This window comes from Lentzea sp. NBRC 105346 (genome assembly GCF_030269605.1).
GTDB lineage: Bacteria > Actinomycetota > Actinomycetes > Mycobacteriales > Pseudonocardiaceae > Lentzea.
In genome coordinates this window covers 1-20201 of record NZ_BSTQ01000003.1, presented here as the reverse complement: position 1 = coordinate 20201, position 20201 = coordinate 1, and the positions used below count along the sequence as shown (strand labels likewise).

The window sequence follows — 20201 nt, the reverse complement described above, 5'->3', positions numbered from 1 at the left end:
GCCCGTGCGGGTGGTCGTCGCCGATGACCACCCGATGTTCCGCTACGGACTCACCGCGGCCTTGACCGCAGCGCCCGAGGTCGACGTCGTCGGTGAAGCCGCAGCCGGGGAAGAACTGCTCGCCGTGACCGAACGCACCGCGCCTGATGTCGTCCTCACCGATCTGGCCATGCCCGGCATGGACGGTGCCACCGCCGCCCGCCGGATCCTCGCCCGCCACCCTGACATCGGCGTGGTCGTGCTCACCATGCATGAAGACGACGAGCTGGTCTTCGGCGCCCTCCGCGCCGGAGCCCGCGGCTACCTGCTCAAGGGTGCGGACCGCGCCGAGATCATCCGGGCCGTCCTCGCCGTGGCCGGTGGCGACGCGGTCTACGGCGCCGCTGTCGCCCGTCGCATCGTCGACTTTTTCACCGATGCCCAACGTACCTACGCCGCCAGCGCTTTCCCCGAGCTCACCCCACGCGAACGCGACGTCCTCGACCTGATCGCCACCGGCTGCGGCAACCACGACATCGCCCGCCGCCTTGCCTTGTCCGACAAGACCGTCCGCAACCACGTCTCCACGATCATCTTCAAACTCCAGGTCCGCGACCGCGCCGCCGCCGTTGCCAAAGCCCGTGACGCCGGCCTTGGCCAACCACCATGACAAGCAAGGCATGCGAAGCGTCAGCGATCACGTTGCGCCCACGACTCGTGGCCCACGTGCCGATCACTCCTCGTCGACTACCAGCCGGAAAGTGCTTCTGCCCCTTGGCCAAGCAGAAAATCCACACCGGAATGGCATGCTCGAGTGCCACGTCCCAGCACGTCGCCGCTGCAGCCCGCTGACGAGTCCCCGCGCGGTCGACGAAGTCCAGCTCGACGACGAACCGGTTGCCGCCAGGCGCGGTCTCTGCCGTGTTGGCCAACTCACCCCTGATCATTCGGCAAGCCACTGGACCGACTTGCGTGGCAGAAACTTGCCTCCGGACAGAATTCGATGGCAACGGGACGACCTTCACTAGCAACGGACACGAACGTAGGCGGCCTCGCCGATCAACACCGGAGCGGTGGCTCTAGATGCGACCGCGTTTCTCCGTGACAACTAACCGCACTCGGTTCGGGGGAGGAGAAGGCTGTGTTCGTGGGATTCGAGCGTGTCCGCGCTCCCCGGCGTGTGAGGCGGAGACACTTGCATTGCTGCGGCAATGTCTAGTTCGGGCCGATCCAGTCAAGTCCGCGCTGATGTCACCCGATGTTGGCTACCACGCCGTGGCGAACTCATCTGCGGGCCCTTCATTCGTCCGCGAACCTGTACCGGTCGATGAGTTTCGTCCATTGGCTATGCGGGATAAGGCCGTCATGCTGCATTCTACCGACCACGATGCCTGGTGCGACTCCGATTCTTTCCGCAAAATTCTCTACCTGGGTTGCGGTGGTGAGCTGGCGCAGCTCGCTGACAGTGTCGGGCGGAATTAGGGTTCGTGACGCAAAGGTATCGGCTTCCACCTCCAGCTCATGGTCGATTCCGCTGCCTTTGGTGTCCACGAAGGTCTCCTTCTTGCTGTGACGAAGAATGTGGCACATTTCGTGGAATAGTGTGAACCAGAAGATGTCATTGCGGCGGTGTCGGAGACTCAACGCGATCATGGCTTTTTCGGGTGACAACCACCGGGTTGCACCGTTTATGCGACACTTTGGGAGTTCTTTTAGGATGACCAGCGCAATTCCGACAGAGGCGCAAGTATCTTGCAGTGGTTTGATCCAGTCGACACCGGGCATCCTGCTCAGTGAGCGGATCTCGGGTATGGCTGCCCGGCAGTGTCCAGCATCGAACGGCCTCGTGGAAATCTGGGCGGCGTGCAGTTCGGCGAGTCTGAGCCATGCCGCCAGTGAAGCCTCGTCTGCCTGGAAAGCCTGTGATCTACGGTATAGTGCCGGTTTGAGCCATACCTCTTCGAGTGCGTGTGCATCTGCCACGGCAAAGAATCTAAACAGCTCCCGAAGTTGCTCCACTTTGGATGATTTGGAGGTGACGTGTCCAAGTCGCTCTAGCGTCTTGACAGGGAACATATCCACGATATGGGTATGTTCCTTCAGTTTTTGTTCCTCAAGGATCTGCTGCTTTGCCGTTTGATAGCTGGCCTCAAGTTGAATCCAGTACCGCGCGGGAATGGACGTGACGCGTTCGAATGCGAGCGCGACTTCTGGCGAAATGCCGACTGATCCTTTGAGCACCTGGTTGATGTGCTTCGGTGTCAGACTGGCTCGACGAGCGAACTGGACCTGACTCATGTCCTGGTAGTCAAGCCACTCGGCGAGTGTCTCACCGGGATGAACGAGCTCGGCTGGCTCATAGCCCAGCCGACCGGCGGGAGGCCTCATGACGACCGCGCTGCCTTGGAGACGACGAGGACGTTAGTGACGGTGATGCTGCGCATGGTTGCCTCTCTCTCCGTCGCTTCCGGGGCAGGCTCGATGGCGAGAGCCAGGTCTGGGGTGATCATCACATGAATGCAGCCGTCCGTGTTGTTGTGCGAGCGGAACGGAAGGAAAGCCAGGTCATCCAATGTGGACATGGCCTCCAACTGCTGGAGCCGACGTGAGATGCGGCGGGCGACCTCGGGACCCCACACGTCTCGCATGTAAGCAAGGTCACAGCACTGACGGCGGACCGTGTCCGTGCGAAACAGCAGGGCCACCATCGCCGTCACTCCCGCAAATCCTTAACCGCCTCGGTTCAGGGTAACAGTTGCCGCAGGCCTCCGCGGCGGATACAGTCTCCGCCGAAATCGTGAACCGCACCGGTTCATGATTTTCTACGAGAAGGAGGGGTGCTGGTGCCCGCGTACCACGTGGATCACGAGGTGTTGGTCACGCACGCCGAGAACAAGGTCAATGTGCCGGCCGACGACGCGGCCAAACGCCGTACGCAGGTCAACTACCTCCGGTCACGTCTGGAGACGCACATCGCGGCGCACCCCGACTACGACTTGGTCAAGCTTCGAGCGTCCGGCAGCACCGCGAAGCACACCGCGATCCGACGCCGCCGTGGGGAGGGGTCTGATGCCGACGTCGCCGCCTATGTCCGCGCCAGCAGTGTCGGAGGGGTCGATGTCGAGGTCAGCGGCCTGCTCGACTGGCTGAAGGACCGTTGCGTCGAGGTGTATGGGGCAGCCAAGGACGCTGAGGATTTCGTTATCTCCGACCATGCGGTGGGGATCACGCTGCGCGGCTCGGGTCTGAAGATCGACGTCGCACCGGTGCTATACGAGGACGAGTCCGACGACCGGGGGCACCTTGTCACCCGGCAGGGCGACAAGGTCCTCACCTCGGTCACCCTGCATCTCACCTTCATCCGCACCCGCCGAAACGCCGCAGGCCCCAACTACCGCGAGCTGATCCGGCTGCTCAAAGCCTGGATCCGCGAGGCCAAGCGCAACGACGACCAGCTGCGGTGCAAAAGCTTCCTGCTTGAGCTCATCGTGGCGCACCTCTGGGACAACGGCTGGAACGGCGAGGGGCTTGCCGTCAACAACTACCCTCGCGCGTTCGAGCAGGTCTTGTCCTACATCGCCCGCACCGAGCTGACGGCCCCGGTCGTGTTCGCGGACTTCTACGCGCCGTCCGAGGTGAAGTCGATCAGCGACCCGATCCAGGTTTGGGATCCGGTCAACCCGGACAACAACGTCACCCGTACCTACACCGACGCCGATCGGCAACGGCTGGTGAAGACCGCCACTTCCGCCCTGGAGGACGTCGTGTGGGCTGCCCACGCCCCCACCAAGGGAGACGCGAACGAGGCATGGCGCAACCTGCTCGGACCAGCCTTCGAAGGGGCCTGATGACCATCACCAGAACCGCGTCCGCGTCTTTCACCATCACCGAGGCGCGCTATGTCGGTGCCAAGATCGGCGCGGACCTCCGCATGATCAACAGCTTGTACGGACGTCCGGCATTGACCGACATCGACGACTACACCGAGGAGGTAGCTCTGCTGCTGCGCGACGGCTACCTCGGCACCGTGGACTACGGATTCAAGGACACGACGGCCAACGCCTGGAAACTCAGGCTCCGCTACACCGCCACCACCGGCGGACAACTCCTCGACAGTCGACCTGGCAACCTGCCGGCCACCCAGAGCGTCGCCAGCTACGGCTGGTCCAGCTACCTCACCTACTCACTGAAGTTCCTGCTGCTGACCAGTGCGCAGCAGGCGACGGTCAAGGAGCGTCTTCCGATCGCCCGCGTTGGCATGGCGGAGCCGACCATCGGCGCGGGCAGCACCCAATCCGGTCACGGATACGGCCGCAACGGCGTCGGGGTGAACCGTGACCTGTACACCGCCTGGTGAGGAGAAACGATCATGGCTGCTGTTGAAGATGTTTTCCACCCTGTCGTCGAACTACCCGAACCCGTTCGTGCCGAGCGCTACCGGCGCCTCGTAGGGCTCGATGACATCAAGGACCGGCTCCGTCGCGAAGCACAGTTGCTAGCCGACCCGACCAGCCTGCGAGCCTGGTCGCTCGAGCACCATGGTGCTGAGGTGCCCGCGCTGGCGCTGTTCGCCGACCGTGGCCCGCTGTTCGTCTTCGCCGGCGACGTGGGTGCCGGGAAGTCCGCGCTCGCCGAGTCGTTCGGATGCGATCTGTCCGATGTTCTCAACCTGCCCGTCTACCTCTACCGGCTCAAGCTCACCGCCCGCGGCAGCGGTCTTGTCGGTGAGATGACCACGCTCATCGGCGACGCCTTCGGCCACCTGCTGGCTCTGGGGCGCAAGGCGCGCAGCGCAAATGGCCCCACCACCCTCTACATCATGGTCATCGACGAGGCGGACGCGCTGGCCCAATCCCGTGCGGCCGAGCACATGCACCACGAGGATCGCGCTGGCGTTGACGCACTGCTCGCCGGGGTAGACAGCTTGGCTGGCGAAGGGGTGCCAGTCTTGGTGGTGTTGTGCACCAACCGGGAGCGCGCTCTCGACCCGGCCGTCATGCGCCGAGCGGCCGCCTCCTTCCGGTTCGGCCGTCCCAACGACGAGCAACGGCGCGTTGTGCTCACCGATGCGCTCGATGGAACGGGTATCAGCAGCGCAGCCGTCGCCAAGCTCGTCGCCGCGACCGGGTCCGTCGACCGACAGGCGGGCTTTACCTACTCCGATCTCACCCAGCGCCTCATCCCCGCGGCGATCCTGGCCGCCTTCCCGGATAAGCCACTAACTGAGGACATACTCTTCGCCATCGCTCGCGACCTGCAGCCGACTCCTGAGTTCCGTGAGATCGGCGCGTGATCAAGCCTCTGCCGCCACCGAGTGCCACCGGCGTTCGCATTGCCGGTGACCGCTACCAGTGGCTGATCGCTTGGCACGGGTGTGTAACCGCCCTGCGTGACCAGCTCACCGGGGAGCCGAACTCCGTCGTGAAGGTCGGCGTCGAGGTCGACGGCGTCGGCAATCTCGACGACGTAGTCCTGTACCGTCGGCGCCCGCCACACACCTATATGCAGGTGAAGTACACCGTCGACAGCAGCACCCCCGTCAACGCCGCCTACCTCACCACCTCCACCGACAGGGGCGGACCCTCGATCCTGTCCAAGATCGCGACCTCCTGGCGCACCCTCGCGCAGGCCGGCGATCCCGTCGAGCTCGGGTTCATCAGCAACCGGGCGCCAGATCCCTCTGACCCACTGATTGCCAGTCGAGACGCACGGACCGGACTGTTGCTCCCGCAGGGTGCGAACGGCGGACCCAGGTCACGCCGGGGCCGTGCGCGAGCTGAGTGGGCAGCGGCGGCCGGGCTCACCGAACCCGATCTCCTCGAACTCCTCGCCGTGCTGCACTTCGACCTCGCCCGCGATCCCGCCCACCTGCATGAGCTGGTCTCGCTCACCATGCTGGTTAGCGGCCTGCGAGCTGATCCTGCTGCGGTGGCCGCCGGTGCGGACTGGGTCGCCCAGCAGGTCCGAGATGGGCGCCGCGACCTTGACCTCGACGACGTCCGACAAGCCATCGACGAACTTCAGCTAGACGCTGGGCCCGTCCGCACCGTCGTGTCCATCGCCACCCTCAAGCCCGATCCCCTCGCTCACCAAGCACACCACGCCCTCGACTGGGTAGATCGCTTCGACGGCAACGACGCCTACAACAAGCGGCGCCCCAAGCCGCCCTTCACCTGGGCCGACTTTCAAAACGAGATCGAGAGCCTCCCTGCCCATCTCGGCGGCTCCGCCAGCATCGTCATCACCGGAAGTCTGCGGCAAGCCACCGCCTTTGCAGTCGGCGCGGCACTGCGCATGGTCACCAACACCGATCTCGCTATTGTTCAACGCGGCCAACTCTGGTCATCGGACACCATGTACCGCACACCCACCATACCGGCCATCACGGGCCACGACCTGGGCCTCGGACCGGGCCTCGGCGTGGCTGTCGAGGTCGCGACGCCGATCACGACTGACGTCCTGTCCTTCGTGCATGACCTTCAGCTCCCCATCGGGCGCTTGATCACCATAACCCCACCCAGCGGGCCTCGGGATAGTGCGGTAAAGGGCCCCGACGACGCCTGCGCCCTCGCGGTCGGAATCCGCGACGTCGTACGTCGCGAAGTGAGGGGATACGGCCATGTGCACCTATTCCTCGCCGGGCCAATGGGTCTCGCCCTATTGCTCGGTCACCGATGGAACCGGGTCGCACCAACAACCATCTACGAAGATCTACAATCCGACGGTTACGACGCCGCCTTCACGATCACCGCGTAGCTTGTCGCCACAGGACACCGTCCGATTCGCTGGCGATCCTTGGCTTCTGGGGCGAGTGCTGGGGGTTGATACCGAGTCGGCCGTTGTGTCGACCTGTGCGGGCTTGGCAGGTCGGCGTGTTAGGTCCGTCGCAGGGGTTCCGCTGCTGACGTCGCTGCTCAGGTTGCATCAGTCTGTCGAAGACAGTTCGCACACCTGGCCTGAGGTCCGCACATGGGTGTGCGGACCTCCAACGCCGTCAATCACCGATCTGTTCGACTGTGGTAGCCCGGATGACGTCCAAGTCAATCACCGGAACCGCGTTTGCAGAACCGTTGATTCGCTGCCGGGTCGGAGTGGGGCGCGATACCTGAGCGCGAGTCAGAGCCTCGCCCAATGTCTTTGGCTCCCATCCGATTCGTGCGGCCAAGTCGCGGATCGCAACCAAACCATGCTCGTGCTCGTCGATCACATCCACGAGCAGGGCCAGCACCTCCGGCAGCTCACGCATCGGCTCAACCGTAAGCATGTTCTCGATCTCCGCCGTCGTCTCGGTGACCTCCTCGGCCAGGCGCGCCACTGCTGCAGGGGCGAGTGTCGCCACGTCGTGCTCGCCGACGGCGTCGCCCGTGAGCGTCCCGGCTGCTTCGCGTTGAGTTCGTCCGCGCTCGCATGCCGACCGGATCTCTCGGATGTGCAGGAGGTGGGTCCGCACCGTGATCGCAGTTCCTGCGTCCAGCTCGGTCTCGCCGTCTGCTCCGAGCAGCAACCCCACGCCCTTGTGGGAGGTCAGCAGTCGGGAGGCGTCCATCCCTGCCTTATACGTGCCAGCCCCGAGGATCGTCTCCGACGCTTGGTAGGTCATGACCTTCAGCGCGAAGCGGGTGCCTAGCTGGCCGCGCAACCCGTCCGGGATGACCTTCGCGTCCGGCTTCTGCGTGGCCAAGATCAGCGAGTACCCAGCTGCTGGTCCGGTCTTCGCGATGTAGGTGAGCAGCTCGCAGATCCGCTGACCGACCTTCTTGCCCTTCGGGTTCTGTTCGTCCAGCGGGGCGTCCATCCCAAGGTAGTTCTGCACCTCGTCGATGCCGATCACGGTCAGGGGCATCCCGTGTGTGGAGGCTCGGGTGATCTCCGGAGTCACCTTGGACTCCGGACACAGTTCATCGTCCATCTCGGAAAGCCGGTCGAACCGGTTCGCCACGTCGGCCGCACACTCCTCCAGCACGCGAATCAGCCGGCGGGCGTCGCTCTCCCGAGCTCCGCGGATGAACCGGTGCGCCACCTGCTCGAACGGGCGGTGGTCCTTTCCGCCTTTGCCGTCGGCCACGATCAGCCGCACGTGTGGGTCGAGCGCTGCGGCCGTCAGCGGCAGGCGCATCACGAACGTCTTGCCCTGCCTGGGAATGGCGCCGATCAGCAGCGACGTCCACACGATGGGCAGCGTCACCGCCATGCCGCGCGCCGTCGTGCCGAACGGCGGTGCCGTCCACAGATCCCACGATGGTGCGGCGGCGAGCGGGCTCGGTACCGGGGCGGCGGTGTACGGGTCTGCGTCGCCGACCCACAGCGCCAGCCGCCCGGCGTGGCCGTCATCGCCGCGTACGCGCTCGACGATCAGTCGCATCTCGTCTACCGCGAGCGCCGAGGCGAGGGCCTCGCGCTTCGCGATCACGTCGGACGCCTTGCGCGACGGCGGCACGTCGATGGTCAGCGCCCATCCGGTGCCGTCGTGGCGCGGGGCCCTGACCAGCATCAGGCTTTCGTCCTTGCCGATCAGCTTCGCGTCACGAAACGCGATCACCAGGTGGTCGCCGTTCATGAGCCACGCCAGCGACCGTGAACCTAGTCGCGTCGAGCGCCCGCCCGCGCCGTCCTTGCGGCGGCCTGCCACGGCGAGTACGGCGGAAACAGCACTGCCGGTCAGCACCAGCGGCATCGACCCAGCCATCAACTCGGTCACGAGAACGCCGAGTGCCGTCGTTCCCGCGAACGCGAGGGAGAGCACGCTCCGCCGACGGCGAACGACCGCGATCTCCTGCCACCGGTCCGCGAGCTTGTCCGCGCTCTTGGCGGCGTCGTAGAAGTCGGTGACACGGACCCATTGCCACCATGCTCGTGCCGACACCGCCAGGCCGCGCCCGACAGCTGCGGGGTAGTGGACCGGGATGAGGACGGCGCGTCCGGCCAGGTCAGCCCCGGCCTGCCGCGCCGATTCGCGGGTCTGCCACTGGGCAGGCAGCCGTGAGACGGCGGTCTCGGCCAACCGCCGGGTGCGAGATCGCCGGTACTCCTCGTCCGTGATCAGTTCCGCGTCCAGCACCGCCTCGGTGGCCGGCGAGCCAGGGAAGGGGATCAGTTCTCCACCGGCAGCGGTCATCCCTGCATCCCCGCCTTGAGCGTGGCCGCGATCTTCGACGACAACCCGCGGGAGCAGTCGGTGACTTCGCGGACCCACGCGGGGGTGACGTTCACGCCTGGGCGGAGGTGTTCACGAGCCTCGGCGACATAGTCGTCGAGGAGCTTCCGTGAACGCTTGCGGTTCGGGTGGCGGCGTTCACGGACGTCCGCTTCGACGCCCTTGTGAACGGGCTCGACATCGTTCACGACGTGCAGCTGAACGGGTTCATGAACGGTCACGGTCTCGCGGATCAAGGTCAGCAGGAGCTCGTACGAGAGGCCGAGTGCGACGGGCGGCCAGGCGGCCACGAGGCGGCCGATCAGCGTTGGCTCGGCGGCCGCGACGTTCGCGGCGAGCGACACCAGCAGGCCGAGGACGAGACCAGCCCACGCGAGCAGACCGACAGGTTGGTTAGCTCGCTTGCGCGTCAGCATCACCAGGGATGCCGAGACGAGCATGCCGTCGACCGACACCGGCAAGATCCACGCCTTCCAGCCCTCCCCGGCGTCGGAGGCGAGGGCACGCATGTGATCGAACGACACCACTGCGGCAACCGCTGCGACCGCAGCGACTGCGACGACGCAGGTTCGCTTGATCCAGATCGGAGTCACCGGGCCTCCCGAGAAGAGGAGCAGGTGCACGGGGTGAAGTTCCAGGTGCGGCGCCGGGCGGCGTCCCGGCCGGACAGGACGTTGATCGCGTCTCGCAGTTCTTCAGCTGTGGCGCGGGACTCCAAGCAATCTTCTGGAGACGTCCAGCCACGCGGATGAATCCGCGAGACCGGCTCGGAGTAGGACAGGTGGACGCGGCTCATCGCGACATCACCGCCTGCGGGTGGCAGCGCGGGCACAGGGTCGACCGCGTTCGGTCCTCGTCGAGCCAGACGACCCGAGCCGAGACCGGATCGGACTCGCGGGCGTCGCACTGGCCGCAGACCGCCGAGCGCCCGTTGGGCGCGGGACGGTTCCTCTGACGGTTAAAGGACGGTTCGGGTGCAGTGCTTGCACCCCGCTGCGACGTGGATTGCACCTCGTCGCGCTCAGATTGCACCCCGTCCTGCTCAGCGGGGTGCGACTTGTGCACCTCGCCAGACATGGCCAGGTCCCAACCTTGAGGACGGCGGTCGGCGCGCTTGATGTGCGCGGCGACGATGTCGGGGTCCGAGCGCTTGATCAGGCGCAATGCGTGAAGACGATCAAGAGTCGCGCGTACGGTGCGCTCGGACAGACGCGTGTAGCGGGTGAGAGTCGCGACGGACGGGAACGAATTTCGCCCGAAAGAGTCTGCGTGGTTCGCCAGGCCGATCAGGACTACAGCGAGTGAGCTTGAGTCCTTCCGGTCGGTCGGGATCGGGGCGTGGTTGAGCGCCCACGAGATCGCCTCAACGCTCACGGCGTCACCGCCGTGATGAGGATCATGCGGCACGATGTGCGCACGGTCGGACCTCCTGCGTCCGATCGAGGCCCCGTGCGCTGCTGGAACAGCGAACGGGGCCGCCTACAACGTCGGTAGGCGGCCCCGTTCGGCCCTGCTCACCAGCCCCGCTCGCGCCATTCGCCGAGCTTGGGACGCTCCTCCCCGAGGGTTGAGTCGTCGCCGTGACCTGGGTAGAACCAGGTGTCGTCCGGCAGTTCGCCGAAGATCCGGTCCTCCAGGTCGTTCATCAGGCTGGAGAAGTTGTCTGGACTTGTTGTCCGCCCAGGACCACCCGGAAAGAGTGAATCTCCGGTGAACAGGTGGGGATGGCCGGTCGGGTCCCGGTACAGCACCGCGATCGACCCCGGTGTGTGACCCCGCAGATGGATGATCGACAACTCGACTTCGCCCACGTTGATGGTGTCGCCGTGCTCGAGGAGGAAGTCCGGCGGGACGGGCAGGACGGGGGCGTCGAGCGGGTGCGCCGCGGTGTTGGAACCGTGGGCTCCGGCGACCGCGCCCAGTGCCTGCCAGTGATCGGCGTGCTGGTGGGTCGTCACGATCGTGCGTAGTCGCGGGCGCTGCGGATCGAAGCCGAGCAGGTCGCCGATCCGCTCGGGATCGTTGGCCGCGTCGATCAGCAGCGCCTCACCGGAAGAACGGCAAACGAGCAGGTAGGCGTTGTTGTCCATCGGGCCGACGGAGATCTTGGTGATGGTCAGCGCGTCCAGTACACGACGGGCCGCGGCGCCGCCTGGATCAACGTGACCGGTGTAGTCCTCGGATACGTCCACGGTGGCAGACGGTAGTCGGAGAACCGGTGACGGCGCACACCCTTCAGGTTGCATAAAGGTTGCCTCTTTAGGGTAGATAACGATCAACCACCCCCGAACCAAGGTCCCCATCATCTTGATTCCAGCTCAGCGAACCGCACGGTCCGGCCGACGGGTCAGCTGGGACGTCCTCCGGGTCGTCGCGATCGCCTGTGTGCTGCTGCACCACGCGACGCAGACCAGCATCAGCAGTCACCCGCAGCTCGGCGCGCCACCGTTCGTCTTCCCGCTCTCGATGGGCGCCAGCACACTGATGGTCATCTCGGCCTTCTTCGCGTGCGCGTCGCTGCAGAGCGGTAAGCCGGGGCAGTTCCTGCGGAAAAGACTCGCGCGGCTGGTGCCCGCCTATCTGGTCGCGGTCCTGCTGACGTTCGCCGTTCAGCGCTGGATCGCCCCCGAGGGCTGGAGTCAGCTCGACGGGCGGGACCTCGTCTACAACCTGCTGCTGATCAACCAGTGGTTCCCGGACATCGACACCGTCGACTTCGCCTACTGGACCGTCCCGGTGCAGATCGGTGCCTTCGTCGCGGGCGCCCTGCTGATCAAGGTGCTGCGCAACCGGCCGCTGCGCGCGTTCCTGTGGGCGTTGATCGTCACGCCGATGCTGCTCAGCCCGCTCGTCAACCACGCGGAGTGGCTCTTCCGGTTCTACAACGGCGTGGCGTTGCACCGGGCCCAGCTGTTCGCGGCCGGGATCGCGATCTTCCTGTGGTCGCGTCGAAGGATGAGCACGAAACACCTGGTCGCGCTGCTCGCGGCCGCGGTCGTGGCGCAGGAGTTCCACACCAGTGAGACCGCGTCGACCGTCGGGTTCGCCGTGCTGCTGGCCGTCGTCTGCCTCGCGGCGAAGGGGCCGGACTGGGGGCGGTCGCGCCTGGTCACCTGGCTGGCGGGCATCTCCTACGGCGTCTACCTGGTGCACGAGCAGATCGGCACGGTCGTGATGGACCGGCTCGCGGCGCACGGGTTCGGCCCGTGGTCGCTGCTCGCCGGCTTCATCACCTCGGCCGTCGTGCTCGGCTGGCTGCTCACCAAGTACGTCGAACGCCCCGCGTACCGGTTGCTGACTCAGCCCCAGGCGGGCAGGTCCGGCACGTCGCCGCGCAGGCCCGCGCCGTCGGTGCGGCCGGTCAGCCAGCCCAGCACGTCCGCTCCGGATCCGATGACCGACGTGCTCGCCGGGCCGTTGAGCGTCCAGCTGCGCTGACGGCCGCCCGGCAGCGTCGCCTCGATGGTCACCGACGGGCCGCGGCCGTCGAACCGCTCGATCGAGTCGGCGACGAACTCCTCGACCCACTCGGGGGGCAGGTCGTCGAAGGTGATCCCGTGGTTCAGGTCGACCATGTGGATCCACAGCTCGCGCAGCCGCAGCCACGGCACTCCGTCGGCCTTGATCGGCTGACCGCCCGGCGTGGCGACCTCCGCCTGCCACGCCGAGTGGGGCAGGTCGCGGCACGCGCGGATGAACCGGGTGCACGCCGAGTCGAGGTCCGCGCGCAGCAGCTGCATCAGCCGGCCGGCGCCCTCCTCGATGTCCGCGTCCCGGTCCGCGCGGCTCGCGTAGGCCTGGTGCTCGACGCCGGTCCGGGCCCACGTGAGGAGGTTGACCAGCGCGTCCGCATTGCGGGCGAGGTGCGTGATCACGTGCGCGCGGGTCCAGCCCGGCAGCAGGGACGGGCCCCGCACGGTCGTCTGGTCTAGCTCCTCCACCAGCTCGTACAGCACTCCGGTGGCGTGTTCGATCGCGTCCAGGAGACGCTTCGGCACCCCGCGCGGAGCCGGTACTGAGGTGTGCTGGGTGGACGAAGTGGAAGTCATGTGATGCCTCTCCCCGACGTTGAGGCTGTGAAAGTGACCAGCCTAGGAGGGATCTATACCTGCCGGTAGGCCCCGCGCCCGCCGTTTTTGTCAGACCCCGCCCCTAGCATGGGTGGTGGCCCGGTCGCGTCCGCCAGATGCTAGCTAGTAGTCTCTCGAACGCTTGTTCGGGCCGCAAGATCGCAGCCGAAGGGACCCCAGTGGCAGACCGCCTTGTTGTTCGTGGCGCGCGCGAACACAACTTGCGCAGCGTGGATCTCGACCTGCCTCGGGACAGCCTCATCGTGTTCACCGGGCTGTCCGGCTCCGGCAAGTCGAGCCTCGCGTTCGACACGATCTTCGCCGAGGGGCAGCGACGTTACGTCGAGTCGCTGTCGGCGTACGCGCGCCAGTTCCTCGGGCAGATGGACAAGCCCGACGTCGACTTCATCGAGGGCCTGTCGCCCGCGGTCTCGATCGACCAGAAGTCGACCAGCCGCAACCCGCGGTCGACGGTCGGCACGATCACCGAGGTCTACGACTACCTGCGCCTGCTCTACGCCCGCGCCGGCAAGCCGCACTGCCCGCAGTGTGGCGAGGCGATCAGCAAGCAGACGCCGCAGCAGATCGTCGACCAGGTGCTGGCCATGGAGCAGGGCACCAAGTTCCAGGTGCTCGCGCCGGTCATCCGCGGCCGCAAGGGCGAGTACCTCGACCTGTTCCAGAACCTCCAGTCGCAGGGCTACTCGCGCGCGAAGGTCGACGGCGTCGTGTACGCGCTCGGCGAGGTCCCGAAGCTGAAGAAGCAGGAGAAGCACCACATCGCGGTGGTGATCGACCGCCTGACCGTGAAGGCGTCGTCGAAGCAGCGCCTGACCGACTCGGTCGAGACCGCCCTGCGCCTGGCCGACGGCCTGGTCGAGCTCGAGTTCGTCGACCTGCCGGAGCACGACCCGAAGCGCGTCCGCGGCTTCTCCGAGAACCTGGCCTGCCCGAACGGCCACGCGCTGACGATCGAGGACCTGGAGCCGAGGAGCTTCTCGTTCAACTCGCCGTACGGCGCGTGCCCGGTCTGCACCGGCATCGGCGTGAAGAAGGAGGTCGACCCGGAGCTGGTCGTCCCGGACGACGAGCTGTCGCTCGAAGAGGGCGCCATCGCCCCGTGGGCGGGCGGCCAGACCGCCGAGTACTTCACCCGGCTGCTGCAGTCGCTCGGCGAGGCCATCGGCTACCGCATGGACACACAGTGGCGGCACCTGCCCGCGAAGGCGCAGAAGGCAATCCTGCACGGCATCGACGAGCAGGTGCACGTCCGCTACCGCAACCGCTACGGCCGCGAGCGCTCCTACTACGCCAACTACGAGGGAGTGATCCCGTTCCTCGAACGGCGCCAGGAGCAGACCGAGTCCGAGTACATGCGGGAGAAGTACGAGGGCTACATGCGGGAGGTGCCGTGCCCCACGTGCGGCGGCACGCGCCTCAAGCCGGAGATCCTCGCCGTCACGCTGCACCACGGCCGCAAGGGCGACAAGTCCATCGCCGAGGTCTGTTCGATGAGCGTCTCGGAGTGCTCGGAGTTCCTCGACGGCCTGAAGCTCGGCAAGCGCGAGTCGATGATCGCCGGCGCGGTGCTGAAGGAGATCCAGGCGCGCCTGCACTTCCTGCTCGACGTCGGCCTCGACTACCTCTCGCTGGACCGTGCGTCCGGCACGCTGTCCGGCGGTGAGGCGCAGCGCATCCGCCTGGCCACGCAGATCGGCTCGGGCCTGGTCGGCGTCCTGTACGTCCTGGACGAACCGTCCATCGGCCTGCACCAGCGCGACAACCACCGGCTGATCGAGACGCTGACGCGCCTGCGCGACCTCGGCAACACGCTGATCGTCGTCGAACACGACGAGGACACCATCCGCACCTCGGACTGGGTCGTCGACATCGGTCCCGGCGCGGGCGAGCACGGCGGCAAGGTCGTGCACAGCGGCCCGTACAAGAAGCTGCTGAGCAACAAGGACTCGATCACCGGCGCATACCTGTCGGGGCGCAAGCAGATCCCGATGCCCACCAAGCGCCGCAAGGTCGACAAGAAGCGCCAGCTGACCGTCGTCGGCGCGCGCGAGCACAACCTGCGCGGCATCGACGTCTCGTTCCCGCTCAGCACCCTCACGGCGGTCACGGGCGTGTCCGGCTCGGGCAAGTCGACGCTGGTCAACGACATCCTGGCCACGGTGCTCGCGAACAAGCTGAACGGCGCGCGCCAGGTCCCCGGCCGCCACACCCGGATCAAGGGCCTGGACCTGGTCGACAAGCTGGTGCAGGTCGACCAGTCGCCGATCGGCCGCACCCCACGGTCGAACGCGGCCACGTACACCGGCGTGTTCGACCACATCCGCAAGCTCTTCGCGGCGACCACCGAGGCGAAGGTCCGCGGCTACCAGCCGGGCCGCTTCTCGTTCAACGTCAAGGGCGGCCGCTGCGAGGCGTGCGCGGGCGACGGCACCATCAAGATCGAGATGAACTTCCTCCCGGACGTCTATGTCCCCTGCGAGGTCTGCAAGGGCGCGCGCTACAACCGGGAGACCCTCGAGGTCCACTACAAGGGCAAGACCATCTCCGAGGTCCTGGACATGCCGATCGAGGAGGCGGCCACCTTCTTCGAGCCGATCAACGCGATCCACCGGCACCTGCGGACGCTGGTCGACGTCGGTCTCGGCTACGTGCGGCTCGGCCAGCCCGCGCCGACGTTGTCCGGCGGTGAGGCGCAGCGCGTGAAGCTCGCCTCGGAACTGCAGAAGCGGTCGACCGGCAAGACCGTCTACATCCTCGACGAGCCCACGACGGGCCTGCACTTCGAGGACATCCGCAAGCTGCTCGGGGTGATCAACGGGTTGGTCGACAAGGGCAACACGGTGATCGTGATCGAGCACAACCTGGACGTCATCAAGACCTCGGACTGGATCGTCGACATGGGCCCGGAGGGCGGGTCCGGCGGCGGCATGGTGATCGCGGAGGGGACGCCCGAGCAGGTCGCCGAGGTGGAGGAGAGCTACACCGGGCAGTTCCTGCAGCACGTGCTGGGAGAGGACGTGGAGGTCGCGGGCTGACGCCACTACCTGCAATCCGCATACGACGTCTCAACAGCTGTTCCGGGTACATCCGCCATACGTTCCGGATACATTGGCGCGTATGGCCAGGTCTGGTGATCACCAGATCGGAGTAACCAGCGACGCCGCGGCGTGATCGTACGAGGGATACTGCGAGAGTGGCGATCAACACTTACTGCTTCCGAAGCGAGTGGCACGTCAACGCCTCACCGGGGTCCGTGTTCGACGTGCTGGCGGACATCGGCAGCTATCCGGTGTGGTGGCCCGAGGTGAAGCAGGCCATCCGCGTGCACGACGAGTGCGCCGAGCTGCGCTGCCGCTCGGTCCTGCCGTTCGACCTGGTCTTCCGGGCGAGCCACAGCGCCGAGGATCGGCAGGCGGGACTGCTGCGCGCCGACCTGGAAGGCGACCTGGAGGGCTTCGCCAGCTGGGAGCTGACGGGGCGCGACGGCGGCACCGACGTCCTGTTCGACCAGCTGGTCGAGGCGCGCAAACCGTTGCTGCGCAAGGCCGCGCTGGTCGCGAAACCGTTGTTGCGTGCCAACCACGAGATGATGATGCGCAGCGGCGAGCGGGGCCTGCGGGAGTACCTAGCCGTCCGTACCGCCAGCTAGGTGCCGCACCAGCCGGGCCAGTTGTTCGGCATACCGCGACGAGAACGACTCCGACGCCGGGTCTGAGCCGGTGACCTGCCGGACGACCTGGGGCAGCACCAGGGACGCACTGCCCATGGCCATCAGCGCGATCAGCAGGCACTCGGGGTCGAGATCGGCCGGGATCTCGCCGGCGGCCTGGCGCTCGCGCAGCAGGGAGACCTGGCGCTGGAAGAACTCCGTGCCACCCGCGTCGGGCGTGCCCTCGGACATGTTCTCCCACACCATCAGCCGGCCGAGGCTGTGCATCTCCGGGGTGCGCGGCACGAAGCCCGCGACCGCGTCGGCCAGCGGCAGGTCCAGCGACGCCATCTCGCCGCCGGTCTGGTGCCATTGGCCGGAGATCTCGCGGTAGAGGCCTTCCTTGCCGCCGAAGTAGTACGAAATCAGTTGCTTGTTGACGCCCGCACGTGCGGCGATGTCGCTCGTGCGGGTCGCGGCGTACCCGTGCGCACCGAACTCCTCGATCGCGGCGGCGATGATCCGCGCCTTGGTGCGTTCGGGGTCCCGCTTGCGTTCGCCCGACGCGGGGGAGCGGCGCGTCCTTTGATCCACCTCGACACAGTAGCCCAACCGGCAGCTAATCAACTATTGGGTTGACTTAATCAACCGTACGGTTGATAGTTGCGACATGACGATGAAGGTGGCAGTGATCGGCGGCGGTATCGGCGGGCTGTGTCTGGCCCAGGGACTGAAGAAGGAGGGCATCGACGTCACGGTGTACGAGCGCGACCGGTCGCGGACCGACCGGCTGCAGGGATACCGGATCCACATCAACCCGCACGGCGCGCAGGCGCTCGAGGAGTGCTTACCGCCCGAAGCGTGGGAGAAGTTCAAAGCGTCCTGCGGGACCGGCGGCAACGGGTTCGGCTTCCTCGACGACCAGCTGCGTGAGCTGCTCGTGCTCGACCCGGATCCGCACCACACGCACTACTCGGCCAGCCGGATCTCGTTGCGGCAGGTGCTGTTGCACGGGCTCGAGGAGATCGAGTTCGACAAGCGGTTCGAGCGGTACGAACAGAACGGCGACCACATCACGCTGCACTTCACGGACGGCACCACTGCCACGTGTGACGTGCTGGTCGGCGCGGACGGGGCGAACTCGGCGGTGCGCGGGCAGTATCTGCCGCACGCCGAGCGGGTCGACACCGGGATCACGGCGGTCGCGGGGAAGCTCTTCCTCGACGAGGACGACGATGTGCGGACGTGGATCCCGGAGAAGCTCGCCGTGCGGGCCAACTCGGTCATCGGGCCGAAGGACTGCGGCATGTTCTTCGCGATGCACGACGGGCTGGGCGTCACCGAGGCCGACGGGGCGTTGTTCGACAACACCCGGCCGTACCTGATGTGGTCCTATGCGGCGAAGGACCTGGAAGTCCACAACGGACACGACCTGCGTGAGCAGATCGCGCGGCGGATCCGGAACTGGCATCCCGTCTACGAAAGGATCGTGCGGGAGTCGCACGAAGAGGCGACCTCACTGTGGCCGATCAGGACGTCCGTGCCGGTCGCCCCGTGGGCGCCGTCGAGGGTGACGCTGCTGGGCGACGCGATCCACAGCATGACGCCGATGCGGGGGATCGGGGCGAACACGGCACTGCGCGACGCGCGGCACCTGTACCTCGCGCTGACCAGGAAAGACTGTGACGTCGTTCATGCGATCGGCGGCTACGAGGAGCGCATGCGCGAGTACGGGTTCGCCGCCGTGCGGGACTCTTTGCGCAGCGCACGGCAGTTCGCGGAGGGCGGCGCGGCCGCGCGGACCATGTTCAAGACGGTGCTGCGGGTCGTCGGTGCCGTGCCGCCGGTCAAACGGGCGATGTTCCGCGACCACGGAGTCGATTGAACCGTTCCGGCGGAGCCTGCGTGTCACCGGCATCCACAGGCTTCCAGGAGGTTTCGATGACTACCCGCACTCGTGTTGCGGTCTTCGCGGTGGCCGCCGCGATCGGGCTGGTCGGTCTCGCAGCGTGCAACGTCCAGTCGAATCAGGGCACCCCGACTCCCGTTGCGCAGCAACAGCAGGCGGCGGTCGCCAAGACCGCCGAGGTGAAGGACCTCGGGCCGGTTCTGGCCGACGACAAGGGCTTCACCCTCTACCGCTTCGACAAGGACACCACCGAACCCGTTGTGTCCAATTGCGACGGTGACTGTGCGGGCGCGTGGCCGCCGGTGATCGTGCAGTCCGAGGACGTCACGGTCGAGGGCGTCGCCAAGGAGCTCGTGAGCACCTACGCCCGCAAGGACGGCAGCCGTCAGCTCGTCATCGCGGGCCACCCGCAGTACCGCTTCGCGAAGGACACCGCTCCCGGCGAGGCCAAGGGCCAGGGCGCGCAGGGCGTGTGGTTCGCCACGACGCCGGACGGCGGCAAGGCGGGCGCCGTCGCCGGCACCGGTGTGGTGAGCGGGCTCGGCACGGTCGTCACCGGCCCGGAGGGCAAGACGCTGTACCGGTTCGACAAAGACTCGGCCAAGCCGTCGGTGTCCAACTGCGACGGTGACTGCGCCAAGGCCTGGCCGCCGCTGGTCGTCACGACGGACAAGCCGACGGTCGCCGGTGTGGCCCCGAGCCTCGTGGGCACCGTGCAGCGCAAGGACGGCAGCAAGCAGCTGACCATCGCGGGCTGGCCGCAGTACTACTTCGCCAAGGACAGCAAGCCGGGCGAGGCCAAGGGCCAGGGCGCGCAGGGTGTCTGGTTCGCCACCGCGATCGACGGCAAGAAGGCGCAGGAGAACAAGGCGATCGAGGTCACCACGTCGACCATCGGCAACCTGGGCGTCATCGCGACGGACAAGGACGGCATGACGCTGTACCGGTTCGACAAGGACGAGAAGGGCAAGACCAACTGTGTCGGCGACTGTGCCGTCAAGTGGCCGCCCGCCCTCGTGACGAGCGACAACTTCCAGGTCCAGGGCGTCGACAAGGCGCTGGTCGGCACGATCACCCGGCCGGACGGCACGAAGCAGATCACCATCGACGGCTACCCGCAGTACCGGTTCTCCGGTGACAAGCTCTGCGGCGAGGCCAACGGCCAGGGCGTCGGCGGCACCTGGTGGGCCACCAAGCCCGACGGCTCCCGAGCCGGCAAGTAAACGAATGCTATGAAGGGAGCTTTCCAAGCGCTGGTGTTTTAACCGGGAAGCTCCTGATCTTTGACATGGGCACGGCCACCGCTTGATCATTTTCGGGTTCCGTCCAAAGAACTCGATCATGACAAGTGGTGGCCGTGGCTCATAGTCTGCCCGATCAAGGTCCGGGTGCCCAACTCCGGGCGCTGCAACGGTTCCG

General features: G+C 66.6%; 18 protein-coding genes and 1 pseudogene. 10 read left to right on the top strand and 9 right to left on the bottom strand.

What is annotated here, in order from left to right:
- The first annotated feature begins 4 nt into the window (after positions 1-4).
- Complete coding sequence (locus QSK35_RS07620; protein ID WP_352243430.1) at positions 5-649, top strand: response regulator; 645 nt, start codon at positions 5-7, stop codon at positions 647-649.
- Positions 650-1278: 629 nt separating this feature from the next.
- Here the strand turns inward: QSK35_RS07620 and QSK35_RS07615 are convergent.
- Entirely contained in the window at positions 1279-2367 is a 1089-nt protein-coding gene (locus QSK35_RS07615; protein WP_285743654.1) for an ImmA/IrrE family metallo-endopeptidase, read from the bottom strand.
- Entirely contained in the window at positions 2364-2696 is a 333-nt protein-coding gene (locus QSK35_RS07610) for a hypothetical protein (RefSeq protein WP_285743652.1), read from the bottom strand. The genes QSK35_RS07615 and QSK35_RS07610 overlap by 4 nt, the downstream gene beginning before the upstream one ends.
- Before the next feature lie 153 nt (positions 2697-2849).
- On the opposite strand from QSK35_RS07610, the gene QSK35_RS07605 reads away from it, so the two are divergent.
- From QSK35_RS07605 to QSK35_RS07590, 4 genes are read left to right on the top strand one after another with little or no spacing between them, the layout of a single operon-like run.
- The gene (locus QSK35_RS07605) at positions 2850-3827 is read left to right on the top strand and encodes a CBASS oligonucleotide cyclase (RefSeq protein WP_285744464.1); all 978 of its coding nucleotides are present in this window, start codon (positions 2850-2852) and stop codon (positions 3825-3827) included.
- Positions 3827-4336: an HORMA-1 domain-containing protein gene (locus QSK35_RS07600; protein ID WP_285743650.1), complete on the top strand. Its 510-nt coding sequence runs from the start codon at positions 3827-3829 to the stop codon at positions 4334-4336. Before QSK35_RS07605 ends, QSK35_RS07600 begins: the two co-directional genes overlap by 1 nt.
- A 12-nt stretch (positions 4337-4348) precedes the next feature.
- Positions 4349-5272: an AAA family ATPase gene (locus tag QSK35_RS07595; protein ID WP_285743649.1), complete on the top strand. Its 924-nt coding sequence runs from the start codon at positions 4349-4351 to the stop codon at positions 5270-5272.
- Entirely contained in the window at positions 5269-6735 is a 1467-nt protein-coding gene (locus tag QSK35_RS07590) for an SAVED domain-containing protein (RefSeq protein WP_285743647.1), read from the top strand. Before QSK35_RS07595 ends, QSK35_RS07590 begins: the two co-directional genes overlap by 4 nt.
- 238 nt (positions 6736-6973) lie before the next feature.
- Here the strand turns inward: QSK35_RS07590 and QSK35_RS07585 are convergent, their stop codons facing one another.
- The 5 genes from QSK35_RS07585 to QSK35_RS07565 all read right to left on the bottom strand — a co-directional run bounded on the left by QSK35_RS07585 (position 6974) and on the right by QSK35_RS07565 (position 11325).
- A complete protein-coding gene (locus QSK35_RS07585) occupies positions 6974-9094 on the bottom strand; it encodes an ATP-binding protein (protein ID WP_285743644.1) in 2121 nt (706 codons plus the stop codon).
- Positions 9091-9726: a DUF2637 domain-containing protein gene (locus QSK35_RS07580; RefSeq protein WP_285743642.1), complete on the bottom strand. Its 636-nt coding sequence runs from the start codon at positions 9724-9726 to the stop codon at positions 9091-9093. Before QSK35_RS07580 ends, QSK35_RS07585 begins: the two co-directional genes overlap by 4 nt.
- Positions 9723-9929: a hypothetical protein gene (locus tag QSK35_RS07575; protein WP_285743641.1), complete on the bottom strand. Its 207-nt coding sequence runs from the start codon at positions 9927-9929 to the stop codon at positions 9723-9725. Before QSK35_RS07575 ends, QSK35_RS07580 begins: the two co-directional genes overlap by 4 nt.
- Positions 9926-10507 carry a helix-turn-helix domain-containing protein gene (locus QSK35_RS07570; protein WP_285743640.1) on the bottom strand — a complete coding sequence of 194 codons (582 nt, stop codon included), beginning with the start codon at positions 10505-10507 and terminating at the stop codon, positions 9926-9928. Before QSK35_RS07570 ends, QSK35_RS07575 begins: the two co-directional genes overlap by 4 nt.
- A gap of 140 nt (positions 10508-10647) precedes the next feature.
- On the bottom strand, positions 10648-11325 hold the full coding sequence (locus QSK35_RS07565; protein ID WP_285743638.1) for an MBL fold metallo-hydrolase: 678 nt from the start codon (positions 11323-11325) through the stop codon (positions 10648-10650).
- A 115-nt stretch (positions 11326-11440) separates the two neighbouring features.
- On the opposite strand from QSK35_RS07565, the pseudogene QSK35_RS07560 reads away from it, so the two are divergent.
- Positions 11441-12385, top strand: a pseudogene (locus QSK35_RS07560) (acyltransferase family protein); the annotation flags it as partial.
- A 47-nt stretch (positions 12386-12432) separates the two neighbouring features.
- Here the strand turns inward: QSK35_RS07560 and QSK35_RS07555 are convergent.
- A complete protein-coding gene (locus QSK35_RS07555; protein ID WP_285743636.1) occupies positions 12433-13182 on the bottom strand; it encodes a maleylpyruvate isomerase family mycothiol-dependent enzyme in 750 nt (249 codons plus the stop codon).
- 200 nt (positions 13183-13382) lie between these two features.
- On the opposite strand from QSK35_RS07555, the gene uvrA reads away from it, so the two are divergent.
- Together uvrA and QSK35_RS07545 are read left to right on the top strand one after the other, a co-directional pair.
- A complete protein-coding gene (uvrA, locus tag QSK35_RS07550) occupies positions 13383-16259 on the top strand; it encodes an excinuclease ABC subunit UvrA (RefSeq protein WP_285743634.1) in 2877 nt (958 codons plus the stop codon).
- A gap of 158 nt (positions 16260-16417) precedes the next feature.
- Positions 16418-16873 carry an SRPBCC family protein gene (locus QSK35_RS07545; RefSeq protein WP_285743633.1) on the top strand — a complete coding sequence of 152 codons (456 nt, stop codon included), beginning with the start codon at positions 16418-16420 and terminating at the stop codon, positions 16871-16873.
- On the opposite strand, the gene QSK35_RS07540 is transcribed toward QSK35_RS07545, so the two are convergent.
- Positions 16850-17467 carry a TetR/AcrR family transcriptional regulator gene (locus tag QSK35_RS07540; RefSeq protein WP_285743631.1) on the bottom strand — a complete coding sequence of 206 codons (618 nt, stop codon included), beginning with the start codon at positions 17465-17467 and terminating at the stop codon, positions 16850-16852. The genes QSK35_RS07545 and QSK35_RS07540 overlap by 24 nt on opposite strands.
- Before the next feature lie 76 nt (positions 17468-17543).
- On the opposite strand from QSK35_RS07540, the gene QSK35_RS07535 reads away from it, so the two are divergent.
- The gene (locus tag QSK35_RS07535) at positions 17544-18758 is read left to right on the top strand and encodes an FAD-dependent oxidoreductase (protein WP_285743629.1); all 1215 of its coding nucleotides are present in this window, start codon (positions 17544-17546) and stop codon (positions 18756-18758) included.
- A gap of 56 nt (positions 18759-18814) precedes the next feature.
- A complete protein-coding gene (locus QSK35_RS07530) occupies positions 18815-20005 on the top strand; it encodes an SCO0930 family lipoprotein (RefSeq protein WP_285743627.1) in 1191 nt (396 codons plus the stop codon).
- Positions 20006-20201 lie beyond the last annotated feature (196 nt).

Bases quoted from the DNA above. Each gene is read 5' to 3' on its own strand.
- QSK35_RS07615 (WP_285743654.1), bottom strand. From the start codon at position 2,367: ATGAGGCCTCCCGCCGGTCGGCTGGGCTATGAGCCAGCCGAGCTCGTT.
- QSK35_RS07600 (WP_285743650.1), top strand. From the start codon at position 3,827: ATGACCATCACCAGAACCGCGTCCGCGTCTTTCACCATCACCGAGGCG.
- QSK35_RS07595 (WP_285743649.1), top strand. From the start codon at position 4,349: ATGGCTGCTGTTGAAGATGTTTTCCACCCTGTCGTCGAACTACCCGAA.
- QSK35_RS07585 (WP_285743644.1), bottom strand. From the start codon at position 9,094: ATGACCGCTGCCGGTGGAGAACTGATCCCCTTCCCTGGCTCGCCGGCC.
- QSK35_RS07575 (WP_285743641.1), bottom strand. From the start codon at position 9,929: ATGAGCCGCGTCCACCTGTCCTACTCCGAGCCGGTCTCGCGGATTCAT.
- QSK35_RS07555 (WP_285743636.1), bottom strand. From the start codon at position 13,182: ATGACTTCCACTTCGTCCACCCAGCACACCTCAGTACCGGCTCCGCGC.
- QSK35_RS07535 (WP_285743629.1), top strand. From the start codon at position 17,544: ATGACGATGAAGGTGGCAGTGATCGGCGGCGGTATCGGCGGGCTGTGT.
- QSK35_RS07530 (WP_285743627.1), top strand. From the start codon at position 18,815: ATGACTACCCGCACTCGTGTTGCGGTCTTCGCGGTGGCCGCCGCGATC.